Origin of the sequence: Haloglomus salinum (assembly GCF_024298825.1) — an archaeon.
Taxonomy (GTDB): Archaea; Halobacteriota; Halobacteria; order Halobacteriales; family Haloarculaceae; genus Haloglomus; species Haloglomus salinum.
Map to the genome: position 1 here is coordinate 1,011,042 of NZ_CP101153.1, position 13,369 is coordinate 1,024,410.

11 protein-coding genes and 1 tRNA gene are annotated in these 13,369 nt (G+C 69.7%); 7 read left to right on the top strand and 5 right to left on the bottom strand.

The features are described 5' to 3' along the window. Positions 1-108: 108 nt before the first annotated feature. Positions 109-1,965: an ABC transporter substrate-binding protein gene (locus NL115_RS04945; protein ID WP_254832092.1), complete on the bottom strand. Its 1,857-nt coding sequence runs from the start codon at positions 1,963-1,965 to the stop codon at positions 109-111. Between the two features lie 251 nt (positions 1,966-2,216). Further along, positions 2,217-2,921, bottom strand: a complete 705-nt coding sequence (locus tag NL115_RS04950; protein WP_254832093.1) for a phosphoglycolate phosphatase — start codon at positions 2,919-2,921, stop codon at positions 2,217-2,219. Between the two features lie 54 nt (positions 2,922-2,975). On the opposite strand from NL115_RS04950, the gene NL115_RS04955 reads away from it, so the two are divergent. The 7 genes from NL115_RS04955 to NL115_RS04985 all read left to right on the top strand — a co-directional run bounded on the left by NL115_RS04955 (position 2,976) and on the right by NL115_RS04985 (position 9,133). After that, positions 2,976-3,905: an MBL fold metallo-hydrolase gene (locus NL115_RS04955; RefSeq protein ID WP_254832094.1), complete on the top strand. Its 930-nt coding sequence runs from the start codon at positions 2,976-2,978 to the stop codon at positions 3,903-3,905. Positions 3,906-3,963: 58 nt separating this feature from the next. After that, the gene (locus NL115_RS04960) at positions 3,964-4,419 is read left to right on the top strand and encodes a hypothetical protein (protein ID WP_254832095.1); all 456 of its coding nucleotides are present in this window, start codon (positions 3,964-3,966) and stop codon (positions 4,417-4,419) included. 147 nt (positions 4,420-4,566) lie between these two features. Further along, complete coding sequence (locus NL115_RS04965) at positions 4,567-5,097, top strand: DUF5812 family protein (protein WP_254832096.1); 531 nt, start codon at positions 4,567-4,569, stop codon at positions 5,095-5,097. Positions 5,098-5,663: 566 nt separating this feature from the next. Then, complete coding sequence (locus tag NL115_RS04970; protein WP_254832097.1) at positions 5,664-6,005, top strand: ferredoxin; 342 nt, start codon at positions 5,664-5,666, stop codon at positions 6,003-6,005. A gap of 152 nt (positions 6,006-6,157) precedes the next feature. Then, a tRNA-Leu gene (locus NL115_RS04975) sits at positions 6,158-6,242 on the top strand. Between the two features lie 242 nt (positions 6,243-6,484). Further along, a complete protein-coding gene (locus NL115_RS04980) occupies positions 6,485-8,404 on the top strand; it encodes a hybrid sensor histidine kinase/response regulator (RefSeq protein ID WP_254832098.1) in 1,920 nt (639 codons plus the stop codon). Between the two features lie 81 nt (positions 8,405-8,485). After that, positions 8,486-9,133 (top strand): hypothetical protein, encoded by a 648-nt coding sequence (locus NL115_RS04985; RefSeq protein WP_254832099.1) that lies wholly within the window; start codon positions 8,486-8,488, stop codon positions 9,131-9,133. A gap of 66 nt (positions 9,134-9,199) precedes the next feature. Here NL115_RS04985 and NL115_RS04990 read toward each other — a convergent pair whose 3' ends face one another. The 3 genes from NL115_RS04990 to gatB all read right to left on the bottom strand — a co-directional run bounded on the left by NL115_RS04990 (position 9,200) and on the right by gatB (position 13,361). Next, positions 9,200-10,891 carry a S8 family peptidase gene (locus NL115_RS04990; protein WP_254832100.1) on the bottom strand — a complete coding sequence of 564 codons (1,692 nt, stop codon included), beginning with the start codon at positions 10,889-10,891 and terminating at the stop codon, positions 9,200-9,202. Positions 10,892-10,942: 51 nt separating this feature from the next. Next, positions 10,943-11,569: an ArsR/SmtB family transcription factor gene (locus NL115_RS04995; protein WP_254832101.1), complete on the bottom strand. Its 627-nt coding sequence runs from the start codon at positions 11,567-11,569 to the stop codon at positions 10,943-10,945. A 295-nt stretch (positions 11,570-11,864) separates the two neighbouring features. Beyond that, the gene (gene gatB / locus NL115_RS05000) at positions 11,865-13,361 is read right to left on the bottom strand and encodes an Asp-tRNA(Asn)/Glu-tRNA(Gln) amidotransferase subunit GatB (RefSeq protein WP_254832102.1); all 1,497 of its coding nucleotides are present in this window, start codon (positions 13,359-13,361) and stop codon (positions 11,865-11,867) included. Positions 13,362-13,369 lie beyond the last annotated feature (8 nt).

The window sequence follows — 13,369 nt, forward strand, 5'->3', positions numbered from 1 at the left end:
ACGCGTCGCGGGCAGCGACGCGCCTGACACGGTGAATCGACGTGCTGTGGCTGGGCGAGCGCGCCGGCGGGGGCCTCGGTGGCAGCGCCGTCTCGGGCGGGCGGGCGCCTACTCGCCGCCGCCGTCCTTCCAGGTGGTGTCGTGGACCTGTCGCGACGACCCCATCGCGCCGAACGGCGCGACGTGCGTGTTCGGGTACCAGAACCGCTCGTCGGCGGCATGGGCGACGTTCAGAAGGATGACGTCCTCCCAGTTGGCCTGCTCCATCGTCACGGCGGCCTCGTCGCGGGCCTGCTGAGCCTCCTCGGTGGGGCCCTGATTGGTCTGTATCTTCTCCCAGGCGGCCTGTGCGTCCTCGCTGGCCTGGGTGTCGGCGTCGTCCCAGTCCGTGTAGGTCGTCGCGGCCGACCCCAGCTCGTCGACGTCGGTGAGTGCCGGCGCCATCAGCTGGAGGAAGTTGTCCGGCGCGGGCCAGTCGGCCAGCCACCCCAGCGTGTAACACTGGAGTGTCCCCTGGTTTCCCTTCTCGATGATGGTCGAGAAGTCCGTCGGCTCCACGGTGATGTTGATGTACGCCGAGGAGAGCTTGTCGCGCAGCCCGTTGGCGAGCTGCTGGAACGCCCCCGAGTTGTACGCGTTGATGGTCAGGTCGAACCGGTCGTCCTCGCCGTAGCCGGCGTCCTCCATGACCTGCTTGGCGTCGTCGATACGGGTCTCGCCGATACCGTACGGGTAGTTCTCCTCGACGTCGCTGTTGTAGGCGCTCGCGCCGCCCGGGTAGATGCCCGGCGGCGTCAGGTTGTACCCCGGCTGGTAGCGGTTCTTGAACACGCTCTCGACGACATCCTCGCGGTTGAGGGCGTAGGCAGCGGCCTGCCGGACCGGCTTGGGCGTCTGCTTGGCGTTGAACGCGATGTAGTAGGTCGTCAGCGTCGGCGACCGGACGTAGCGGACGTTCTCACCGGAGGCCTCGCCGGAGTCCAGTGGACCGTAGAACCCGAGCTCCTGGCCGGAATCCGTCTCCTCGACGACCGTCACCTTGTCCCGGCTGTACTTCGAGGTCGGAATCTCGAGGATGTTGGTGTTCTTGTTGGTCGAGTAGGTGTAGCGAGGCTGGTCCTCCTCGATGACGGCCCAGTAGATGCCGTCGAGGTAGGGGAGCCCATCACGATGGTAGTCGCCGTAGGCCTCGACCTCGGCGTGGTCGCCCTCCGTCCACTCGACGAACTGGAACGGCCCGGTGCCGATGGGGTTGGCGGTGGCGAACTCGGACTGGCTCATCTCGCCCTCGTACCCCTCGATATCCCCGACGATTCCCTCGGGAGCGACCGCGAACGAGGAGTAGGCCAGCATCTGCAGCGAGTCGTGGAACGGCTCGGCGAGCTGGATCTCGAGTTCGTGGTCACCGGTCGCCGCCACCTCGATGCTCCCGGGCACGTAGCTCCCGTCCTGGGTCTCGTGTGCGACGCCGAGGCTGTCGAGGATGAAGTACTGCCGATTGGAGTTCTCGGACTGGGCCAGCCGCTCCCACGAGTAGATGATGTCCTGGGCAGTCAGCTCCGACCCGTCGTGGAAGGTCACCTCCTCCGCGATGGAGACGGTGTAGGTGGTGAAGTCCTCGCTCACCTCGATGTTCGTCGCGAGCTGGTTCACCGGCTTCTGCTCGCCGTTGGGGTACTTCGTCAGTCCCTCGAACAGCTGCCGGATGACACGGCCGCTGGCCGTGTCCGTCGCCGCGATGGGGTCGAAGGTGGTGATGGTGTCGTTGATGAGCTGGAGGGTGCCACCCGTATCACCGTCACTGGGCTCGGTACCCGTCTCGAACATCGTCGGCGTGGCATCGCCGCCGGTGCCGTCACCGCCGTCGTCGTTCAAACTACACCCGGCGACCGTCGCCGCCGCTGCGGCACCGCCGGTCGCCTGCAGGAATCGCCGTCTGGAGAGTCGGTCGTCTGTCTCGGACATGTTCGTTGCTGTCGCTCACACCGCTGCTGACGGGGGAGGCGTGGACACGGTGTGGGAACCCGACGCGTGGAGGGCGGTCGAGATACCTCACCCCGAGGCTGGGGACCGTACGCTCGGGGCGAGCGCCGCCGGGGCGTTATACCTGGCGCACGATAAAAGACCGATTTCACCAACCAGCGCGCCGCTGACGGGGAACGCGCCGTGCGAGACCCCCCGTCGAACGCGCACCCGGTCGACACCCCGCGAACGCCTCACTCGGTGAACGACTCGCGGACCGTCTCGATGGCCTCGAGGAAGCCGTCGCCGTACGAACCCTCACAGACCGTGTCGGCAGCGGCACGGGCCGCGGTGTCGGCGTTGGCGACCGCGAACGAGCGGCCGGCGAGCGCCAGCATCGCGGCGTCGTTCTCCGAATCACCGACCGCGACGAACGCGTCCGGCTCGAGGTCGAGGGCGGCCGCGGCGGCTCCCAGTCCCCGTCCCTTGTCCACGTCGGGAGAGGTGACGTGGTAGGCGAAGCCGGTGTCGAAGACGTGCATCCCGTGGTCGTCGGCGATGCGCTCCAGCGGCTCCAGCGGGGAGTCGTGCGCGACGGCGAACTCCGTCTCCCGCCAGCGGTTGACGAAGTCCGTCGGCCCCCAGCCCACGTCGTACCCCTCGGCCTCGTACTCGCGGGCGACGGCCGCGGCGGCCTCGCGGTCGCCCGTGAACCGCAGCTCGCCGTCGCCCTCCCGCTCGTGGTCGACGTAGACGGCGCCGCCGTTCTCCGCGACGACGCGTTTGGGCACGCCCAGGAACTCACAGAGTGCGACGGGGTACGGGAGTGCCTTCCCCGTCGCGACGACGACTGGGGCCTCGGCGGCCCACTCCCGGAGTGGGGGCAGTATCCGGGGGTCGAGCGCCCGTTCGTCGTCGGTCAGCGTCCCGTCGATGTCCACGGCCAGCGGCGGAAGCACGCCCGGCCCTCCGCCCGCCGAGGGTATCAAGTCCCGGTCTCCCGTACGCCGGGTATGGCAGAGCGGGATACCGGTGACGCTGCGACGACCACGGACGACGCCCCCGGGCCCATCGCGGTCCCGGGCTGTCCGGACACGTACGCCGTCGACCACCTGTTGCACGGCGAACCGACCGCGCTCTCCTCGTACCTCGTGGCCGGGGAGGCGCCGGTCGTAATCGACTGTGGGGCCGCGGACACGACCGACCGCATCCGAGCGGCGATGGCCGACCTCGACATCGACCCGACGGCCGTGGAAGCGATTCTCGTCACGCACGTCCACCTCGACCACGCGGGTGGCGCAGGCGACCTCGCACGGACCTGCCCGAACGCGACCATCTACGTCCACGAACGGGGGGAACCGTACCTGACCGACGCGGAGCGACTGACGCGACTGAAAGAGAGCACCGAGACGGCGATGGGGATGCCCGATGCGTACGGCGACCCGGAGGTCGTCCCCGGCGACCGGTGTGTGTCGGTCTCGGGCGGCGAGACGCTAGCCCTCGACGACCGCAGCATCGAGTTCGTCGACGCGCCGGGGCACGCCCCCCACCACTACGCCGCCCTCGACCGCACCTCGGGGGCGCTGTTCTCGCTCGACGCCGCGGGGATGTACTACGACGGCCGCGTGCTGCCGACCACCCCGCCGCCGTCGTTCGACCTGGAGGCGAACCTCGAGACGGTCGAACGGCTACGGGCGCTGGACCCGGTCGTCAACTGCTACGGCCACTTCGGCCCCGGCGAACACGGGGCCGCGGACGACGAACTCGCACGCTACGCCGAGGTGCTGCCCGAGTACGTCGACCGCATCGACGCGCTCCGGACCGACCACGACGGGGTCAGCGGGATTCTGGGCGCGCTGGGCGAGCGGTGGCAGACCCCCACCGCCTACCGGGACGTGGCCGGCGTCCTGCGATATCTCCGAAAACGGGCGGCCGAGGACTGACCGCGCCGGGCGCGACCCGTTGAACGGATTTATGCGACCGGGCCGAGTCACTCCCCCCGTGCCGATAGAGCGTCACCTCCGTGGCGACGAGGCCGTCCACGCCCGCTACGACGGGGACTGGGTGTGGTGCTGTACGGACCGGCGCGTGCTCCGCGTGCCGGCAGCGACGACGGACGCGGACCCGGAGACCCTCTCGTACGACGATATCGAGCGCGTCGGCCGCGTCGCCGGGCGCGACACCCGCTACCTGGTCGCCGCGCTCTCGGCGGTCCTGCTGGCCACGCTGGTCCCCGCGCTCCTGATGGGCGTCACGGCCGTCTCCGTCGCCCCGGCATCCGCCGTCGCCGCCGCCTTCGCCGCCCTCGCGGTGTACGGGTTCTACCGCTGGACCGAGTCGACCCAGCCGTACTACCAGTTCCAGGGGACCGCGGGGCTTGAGGCCACGAACGACTGGCGGCTCCCCGACGACGAGGACGCCACCGCGTTCGTCGAGACGGTCCGGTTACGACTATGACATCCTCCCCGGCGTGAACGGAGAGGGACTCGTCCGTCAAACAGTCGAGCTACGCCCGACAACGCCGGGGGCCCTCGCACTGGGGGTGTAGACCGGGCCGCCAGCCGAGCACGAAACGGTGAACAGTCGCGAGCGCCAGTCCCCGATATGAACGACGAGCCGACGACCGACGGGGACGACGAGGCGCCGGCCGGGACCGATGGTCCCGCGGACGCCGAGTGCGGCCAGTTCGTGGTCACGCACGCCGACGAGGACAGCGCCGTCCTGAAAGCCGTCGACGGCGGGCAGGTCCACACGCTCGCGTCGAACCCGGACCTGGCCGAGGACGACGTGGTCGAGGCGACGCTCGCGCCCGAGCCGCCGATGGAGGTGACCTGGCAGGTCGTCGAGGTGGCCTCGCAGCGCGCGCTCAGCATCGAGCGCAGTCCCGAACCGCCGACCGAACTGGCCTACGATATCGCCGCCGACCAGCCCGTCGGCGAGGTGACCCGCCGGGAGCGTGCCGGGGAGGGCGAGCTCCACGTACTGACGCTGGACCCGGGAAGCGTCGCGGACGCGGCCGCGGAGGTGGCCGGCGACGAGGCCACCCGAACCGTCGCCGCCCGTGCCGGCGCCCGCCGGGTCGAGTTGCGGCTGGACGACGAGGAGGGCGTCCTCAGCGTCCGATACCTCCCGTAGCCGGACGTGGACAGCGCTCGGGCGGCGGAATACCCCCGGAGCGCCGTCCCGGACCACTTATCACCCGGTCGTACGTACCAACTCGTGTGCAGTAACCGGCGTCACCCGCCTTTCGACGACCGCAGTGGTCCGAACCGGGCGTCGCCGTAGTGCTGCCATGACTCTACACCGCCAGCAGCGGCGCTGTCCGCCGGACACGAGCGGAATCCGTCCTCAGCGTGGTCGCTCGTCGAGTCGCATCGACGAGGCCGTTATGTCACTCGACAGCGAGATGAAACTTGCTAGCAACTTTTGTGGGCGTGGAATGAAGCGGTTCCCATGGGGTCGACCGCGCGGGAGAGATTCAAACGGAAACTCGTCTACCTCGCCATCCTGGCGGTGCTGTTCCTCGGCACCGCCATCGGACTGGGGTGGGCGTTCGTTCAGGGTACGCCGTAGCCGGTGCGATGCGGGCGCTCCCGACCGACCGGGGGAGGTGGGGACACGCCGCTCGTGGCCTGCGTAGCCCCCGGCTCGGCTGGCGGACCACCGACACCGCTTAACGGACGCGCACCGAACCCGGGTGTATGAGCGACGCGGACGAGCCGGTCGACCCGGCCGAGATCGGGGAGACCGACGCCCCGGCAGTCGAGGAGAAGCCGTACAAGATAATCTTCGAGGCGAACAAGTGCATCGCGGCCGGCAAGTGCGCCGAGGTCTCCGCGAACTGGGAGATGGACCTGAAATCCGGGCTTGGACAGCCCGAGACGTACTTCTTCGACGAGTCGGAACTCGACCACAACATCCGGGCGGCCGAGGTCTGCCCCGCGAAGAAGGACCGCGGCGTCATCCACGTGGTCGACCGCCGGACCAACGAGGAGATCGCTCCCGACCCGCACGGGGACGGGACGCTCTCGGTGGATTGGTAGCGTTCTACCATAATCTCACCGACATATAACAACCAGCGGACTTTGGGAGATAATGCCTCATTCATGCCAGATATTCGATAGAAAGCAGAGCCTATCCGGGAGAGCGCGGGGACCGAAACCGACAAACCGCGCCCCCGCCGACTGAGGCACGCGCGGGGGTGGCCGAGTCCGGACAAAGGCGGCGGACTTAAGATCCGCTCCAGTAGTGGTTCGAGGGTTCGAATCCCTTCCCCCGCACTCCGACGAGCGCCGGCGAGTCGTGAGTGCGGACCGTAGGATTCGAACCCTGGAAGTCGCGCGCAGCGACCACCGGGAGCGAGCACCTCTTCCTCCGGTTCGAATCCCTTCCCCCGCACTCGCCGGCTCGAACGCACGTGAGAGCCACACGCCACACTCACTCGAAGGCGATGGGGCCCGATGCCGCGTGGGTCCGAACCAACATTCATTACCGACGCAACCACACTTCGGGAGAAGCGACAATGGCAGAGCACGGGGGTGGACCGCTGGCGACCGATGGGAAGACGAGCGAGATACGGTTGCTTCACGTCGACGACGACGCGGCCTTCGCGGACATCGCGAAGCCGCACATCGAGCGGTGCAACTCCGCTATCGACGTGACCGCGGAGACCGACCCCGAGCGGGCGCTCGAACGGCTGGCCGAGGGGTCGTTCGACTGCGTGCTCTGTGACTACGACATGCCCGGGCTGACCGGGCTCGACCTGCTGGCTGAGCTCCGGGGGTTCGCCCCCGAACTGCCGTTCATCCTGTTCACGGGCAAGGGGAGCGAGGAGATCGCCAGCGAGGCGTTCTCCGCGGGGGCGACCGACTACTTCCGGAAACCGACCGACACCAGCGAGTACGAGGTGCTGGCCGAGCGGGTCGCGACGGTCGTCGACAAGTACCGCACGGAGCAGCGCCTGGAGCGGAGCGAGGAGCGCTACCGGCGGCTCGTCGAGACCGCGCCGGTCCCCATCGCCGTGCACCACGGCGACGAAATCGTCTTCGCCAACCGGGCGGCCGCCGAGTTCCTCGCCGTCGACGACCCCAAGGAGCTGGTCGGGGACGACCCGCTCCAGTACCTGGAGACCGACGACCGCGCGGTCGCCCGCGAACGGGTCGGGCGGCTCCTCAACGATGAGACCACGACCGAGTCCATCGAGGAGCAGTACGTCGACGCCGACGGGAACGTGAAACAGGCGCTCGTGGCCGGGAGCGCCATCGAGCACGGCGGGGAGCGGGCGGTGCAGGTCGTCGTCCAGGACGTGACCGAACACCGGGAGCGCCAGCAGAAGCTGGAGCGCTACCGGCAGCTGGTCGAGGCGATGGGCGACGGCGTCTACGCGCTCGACGCCGAGGGGCGCTTCGAGATGTTCAACGAGCGGATGGTGGAGCTGAGCGGGTACAGTCGCGAGGAGCTACAGGGCCGGGTCGCGAGCGAGGTGATGACCGAAGCGGGGCTGGAGCGGACGGAGACAGCCATCCGCTCGCTGCTCGACGGCGAGGCGGATTCGGTCACCATCGAGGTGCAGGCAGAGCGCGCGAGCGGGGAGGTGGTCCCGCGGGAACTGACGCTCACGCTCCAGCCGACCGGCCCGGGCGAGTCGTTCGCGGGCACCGTCGGCGTCGTCCACGACATCTCGGAGCGCCGGGCCCGCGAGCGGGAACTGGAGCAGAAGAACGAGCAGCTGGAGGCGTTCGCCGAGATCGTCAGCCACGACCTCAAGAACCCACTCAACGTCGTGAGCGGCCACATCGCGCTGGCCCGCGAGCTGGCCGACGAGGGGGCGAGCGGCGAGGACCTGCTGCCACAGCTCGAGGCCATCTCCGAGGCGACCGACCGGATGACGACGATGACCGACGACCTGCTCACGCTGGCCAAGCAGGGCGACACGGTCGGGGACCGCGAGCCGGTGGCGCTGTCGGTCGCCGTCCGGGATATCTGGGGAACCCTCGACACGACGGGCGCGACGCTGGCGGTCGAGGACCCCGGGACCGTCGAGGCCGACCCGACACGGCTGGAACAGCTCCTCGCGAACCTGCTGGAGAACGCCGTGGAGCACGGCTCCACGGGCAGTCGGCCGCCGGCCGACGACGCCGTCGAACACGGCACGGAGACGGCGGCGTCCGCCGCGGACGGGAACACGACGACGGACGGTGGCGACGACCAGCTCGAGGTCGTGGTCCGGGGGACCGAGACGGGCTTTGCGGTGCTGGACAATGGCCCCGGGATTCCCGAGTCCGAGCGCGACGACGTGTTCGAGCGGGGCTACTCCACCGAGACGGGCACCGGCTTCGGGCTGGCCATCGTGCGGACGGTCGCGGAGGCACACGGCTGGGAGGTCACCGTCGACGAGAGCGCGGCCGGCGGCGCCCGGTTCGACATCCACATCGACGCCTGAGCCGCGGGCCACGGACGACCGGTGAGCGCTCGGCCGCGCGCCGACCGCGCCGCTCTTGTGCACGCATCCCCGAGGACGGGCATGGAACTGGCCTCGCTGGGACGGGACCTGTCGCCGTCGGAGGCCCGGAAGCTCCGCTTCCTGGCGGTCCAGCTCGTCGGCGCGGTCGCGGTCGTCCACCTCGTGGTCGGAGTGACGGGGTTCGTCGACATCCTCGTCAACGGCCTGCTCGTGACCTACCTCACGGAGTTCGTCTTCGAGCGTCCGCGAACCCTCCTGTTCACGCTCTCGGGGAGCGCCATCCTCGTCGGGCTGTTCGCGACCGCGCGTGGCCGGCTCGATCTCCGACGGGCGTATCTCCTCGGAGCGGCGATACTGGCAGCGTATCTCGTCGGCTGGCTCGCCTGGCACACCGTCCTCGACCACGGGTTCGCGCTGACCGGCGGTGGGCCGACCGAGACGACCCACACCCACGGCGGCGTGCTGGCCACGCTCTTCTCGCACTACGTCGAGCCGCTGCTGGCGACGCTCGGGGACGCCGGCTCCGGAACCCCCGGCTCCGGCCGGACGCTGCTCGGCATCGTCTCGGTCACGCTCGAGGCGGCCGGACTCGTCGTCATGGGACTGTTACTCCGTGGTGACCCCGATATCGAGCGGCCGGACGGCACGTTCGGTAGCCTGACGCTCGAGCGGCCGGACACGGACGAGGAACCGCGGGAGTCGAACTGAACGGGCCGGAATCGGCGCCAGCAGTACCGACTCTCGACACCAGGCAGCGCCGACCGCGAGCCGGGACTACGAACGGGCCACGGGCGCAGGGGTCTCGATGACCGACGGGTCCCCGAGGCCACCCTCGTCAGACGAAGGCGTCTCGTGTGAGGCTGGCGTCTCCGCGGACCCGTCAGCGACGGTCACGTCCTCGGCGGTGACCGCGTTCGGGCTGGCCGTTCCGAGACGTGCCGACGCCAGTGTCGCGGCGGCCCGTGCATCGAGCAGGCCGGCACCGGCGGCGGCGTCCGGCCCGGGAGCCGCGACGTCACGGGCGCTGTCGGTGAGCGCCGCCCGGATATCGGCCGCCGTGGCGTTCGGGTTGGCCTGGGCGATGAGCGCGGCGGTCCCCGCGACGTACGGAGCCGCGAAGGACGTACCGGCCGACGCGTCGGTCCCCGGGGCGGCGACCGTGTCCGGCGCGACCATCCCCACGCCGGTCCGGTTGCCGACCGGGCCGCGGGAGCTGAAGTCGGCCACCTGTTCGGCCTCGTAATCGTACACCCCGACGCCGAGGACACCGGGCGCGGTCGCGGGGGTGGCGAGGCTCCCCGCGGCCGTCCGGTAGGTCAGGTCACGGGTGGTGAACAGCTCCAGTTCGTGCGCCCGGGAGACGTTCTCGGCCTCGATGGCGAGGTAGTAGTGCCCACGAGGGACCGTGGCGTCGAGGTAGGCCGTACCGTTCCCACCGCCCCCCGACGAGGCGACGAGGCGCTGTCCGCCCACGCCCCGCCGGAACAGGTAGAGTTCGTACGCATCGGCAGTCGCGTTCGCACCGGTCGGTGACCACTCCAGGCTGGCCCGGACCCGGCCGGCGAACACCTCGCCGTCGGCCAGTGCGTTCCCCTCGGCACCCGGTCTGAACGTGACCCAGCGGCGGTCGTTCGGCTCGTGGGTGCCCGCCCAGTGTCGCCGGGCGTAGTTGCCCGCCGAGGTGACGAAGACGGCATCCCGGGAGGCGTTGCGAGCGACCGCAGACAGCGCATCCGTGTCGGCCCCGGCGTTCCCGAAGTAGCTCCCCGAGTCCACGATGACATCGGCGCCCGAATCGCGGAGCCACGCCACCGCCTCGCGGTACTCCGCCGCGGAGGTCGCGTCCCCGACGGCTGCGACGTGGAGGTCGGCGTCCGGGGCCGTATCGGCGACGACACTGGCGACGGCCGTCCCGTGGTCGGCGTCACCGGGCGAGCCGAACGAGCGGTAGGCCGCGACGTGCCCCGCGAGTTCGGGGTCGGAGACGCGGAACCCGCCGTCGATGATGCCGACGGTCACGTTCTCGCCCGTCAGCCCCCGTTCGTGGAGGGCGGTCGCACCGATGCGGTCGACGCCGGCCGCGACGCGACCGCCGTGGTCACGGCTGGCACGCAGCCGGACAGCCTGGACCGCCGGGTCCGACGAGAGGTCCCGGACCGCCGACAGTGGGACGTATCCCTCGACGTGGTGAGCTCCCTGTCTGACGAACCGGCGCTGCACGTCGAGCCCGGCATCCGAAAGCGTCCCCGTCTTGTGGAGTTTCACCGTCACCAGCACCTCTCGGTCCACGGACTCGGGCTCGGACGCCCCGCCGCGGAACAGCCGCTCGAGCTCCTCGACGGCCCTGTTGCTGTCCCCGAACGCCGTCCGTTCGGCGGGGCCGAGGTCGACGGTGAAGACCGGCAGGAGCGGCGTGGTCAGTAACGCCGCGGCGAGCAGCAGTCTGAGGCCGGTCTGTCGGTTCATTGTTCGCGCTCGTGCGGGATTCCGGAGGGCGTATCAAGAACGTTCGCCCGCCTATGTGGTGGCCTGCCACCGGGACACCGCGAGGACCAGTCCCAGCGCGAGGAGACCGCCGGCCAGGAAGACGAGGCCGACCGGAAGAGCGAGCGGACCGGCGCCACCGAGGCTCTCGCCGATGCGCGGGAGGTCACCACTCGCGGCCGTGCCGATGCTGGGGACGACCAGCCACTGGACCAGCAGACTCGCGACCGCCAGCACCACCACTGCGGGGAGGATGCTGCGGAGGGAGTCGAGCAGCCCACCGTCGTGTTCACGCGAGCCGACGAAGACCACCGTCGGGTCGCGTGCGGGCGCGTAGACGTTCATCTCGCGGCCCTTCGAGGAGTAGCGTGTCTCGGTCACCTCGACGAGGTCCGCGTCCTGGAGACTGTTCAGGTGGTGTCGGGCGTTCTGGAGCGACGTGTCCACCTCGTCTGCGACCTCGGAGGCGGTCGCGGGCTCGTCGTGGAGCGCCGTGAGCACCGACCGGGCGGTGTCGGACGCCAGCGACGAGAGCAGGTCCCCGGCCTCCTCGGAGTCGAGCCAGAGCGTCTGGAGGTCCCCCTCGCCCTCGGGCTCTGCCGACTCGTCCGCGATATCCCCCGACGGAGTGTCCGAGTCGGAGGACAGCAGTTCGGACATTGTCGGTGGTTGCCGCCCCGCGCGTTTAAGCTTTGAGGATACCCCTGCCGGGAATCTGCCAGGAGATTCCCTGAACGTTCGTTCTCGTTGAGTGAATGTACCCATGTAGGCATCGAGGAACGGATTCGGATTCCAGATTGCAACTTCTCTACCGAGAACGGCTACCGACAGCCGCAATTTCTGCCCATCGGTGCCAGTTCTGCCACCCCGGCAGGACGGCTCCGATACCTCGGAGCGCACCAGGGGGCTGGGTGATGGGCCGGGAGACGGAGTCGTCCGGAGCGTGACGAACCAGTCAGTTCTCGGCGTCCAGCTGCTCGCGCAGCAGCTCGTTGACCGTCCCGGGGTCCGCGCTCCCGCCCGTCGACTGCATCACCTGCCCGACGAGGAAGTTGAGCGCGCCGCCCTCGCCAGCGTGGTAGTCCTCGACGGCATCGGGGTTCTCGTCGATAGCCTCGCGGACCGCAGCGGCCACCTCGTCGTCGCCGGTCTTGCCCAGCCCCTCGCGCTCGACGATGTCGTCGGGGGCGTCTCCGTCGTCGAGCATCCCACGTAGAACGGCCTCACGGGCGTTCTTCGCGGTTATCTCGTCGGTCGCGACGAGCTCGACGAGTCGCTTGACCTCGCCGAGACGGTCCTCGACATCCGTGACGTGCATGTCGCGGTAGTTCAGCTCGCCCAGCAGCTCGTCGGCGACCCACGTGGCCGCGAGGTCCGGGTCGAACGCCTCGGCGACCTCCTCGAAGAAGTCCGCCACCTGCTTCGTGCTGGTCAGCTTGTCGGCGGCCTCCCGCGAGAGCCCGTACTCCTCGCGGAACCGCTCGCGGCGGGCGGCCGGGAGTTCCGGGATGGCGATGCGCTCCTTCCAGTCCTGCACGCGAAGCGGCGGGAGGTCGGCCTCGCGGAAGTAGCGGTAGTCCTTCTCCTCCTCCTTGGTCCGCATCGAGAGGGTGACGCCCTTCGACTCGTCCCAGTGGCGCGTCTCCTGTTCGACGTCGGCGCCGCGCTGGATGGCGTTCTTCTGTCGAGACTGCTCGTAGGCCAGCGCCTTCTCCGCGCCCTTGTGGCTGGAGATGTTCTTGACCTCGGTGCGGTTCGCGTCCTCCAGCGTGGCCTCGTCGATGGCCCCGTCCTCGGCCACCTCGTCGGCGTCGACCATCGAGAGGTTGGCGTCGACACGCAGGGAGCCGTCGCGGGTCGCGTCGAACACGCCGAGGTACTCGAGGACCTCCTCCAGTTTCGCGAGGAACGCCCGGACCTCCCCCGGCGACCGGAAGTCCGGCTCCGTGACGATCTCCATCAGCGGCGTGCCCGCGCGGTTGTAGTCGACGAGCGTGTAGTCGGCGGTGTCGATGCCGCCCCCGACGTGCTGGAGGCTGCCGGGGTCCTCCTCCAGATGCGCCCGGCGGATGTTCACCGAGCGGTCCTCGCCCTCGACGGAGAACTCCAGGGTCCCGTCCTGGCAGACGGGCGCGTCGTACTGCGTTATCTGGAAGTTCTTCGGCAGGTCGGGGTAGTAGTAGTTCTTCCGGTGGAACCGGGTCTCCTCGGGAATCGAGGCGTCGATGGCCTTGCCGATCTTGACGGCGGCCTCCACCGCGCCCTCGTTCAGCACGGGCAGCGCGCCCGGCAGCCCCAGACAGACCGGACACGTCCGGGTGTTGGGTGCCTCGTCCTCGGCGGGGTCGGTCGAACACCCGCAGAAGATCTTCGTGTCCGTCTCGAGCTGGACGTGGACCTCCAGCCCGATGACGGTCGCGAGGTCGCGCGATTGCGCGGTCTGTGCGGTCATTGGACCAC

Bases quoted from the DNA above. Each gene is read 5' to 3' on its own strand.
- NL115_RS04965 (WP_254832096.1), top strand. From the start codon at position 4,567: ATGAACGACGAGCCGACGACCGACGGGGACGACGAGGCGCCGGCCGGG.
- NL115_RS04955 (WP_254832094.1), top strand. From the start codon at position 2,976: ATGGCAGAGCGGGATACCGGTGACGCTGCGACGACCACGGACGACGCC.
- NL115_RS04985 (WP_254832099.1), top strand. From the start codon at position 8,486: ATGGAACTGGCCTCGCTGGGACGGGACCTGTCGCCGTCGGAGGCCCGG.
- NL115_RS04970 (WP_254832097.1), top strand. From the start codon at position 5,664: ATGAGCGACGCGGACGAGCCGGTCGACCCGGCCGAGATCGGGGAGACC.
- gatB (WP_254832102.1), bottom strand. From the start codon at position 13,361: ATGACCGCACAGACCGCGCAATCGCGCGACCTCGCGACCGTCATCGGG.
- NL115_RS04995 (WP_254832101.1), bottom strand. From the start codon at position 11,569: ATGTCCGAACTGCTGTCCTCCGACTCGGACACTCCGTCGGGGGATATC.
- NL115_RS04945 (WP_254832092.1), bottom strand. From the start codon at position 1,965: ATGTCCGAGACAGACGACCGACTCTCCAGACGGCGATTCCTGCAGGCG.
- NL115_RS04980 (WP_254832098.1), top strand. From the start codon at position 6,485: ATGGCAGAGCACGGGGGTGGACCGCTGGCGACCGATGGGAAGACGAGC.
- NL115_RS04990 (WP_254832100.1), bottom strand. From the start codon at position 10,891: ATGAACCGACAGACCGGCCTCAGACTGCTGCTCGCCGCGGCGTTACTG.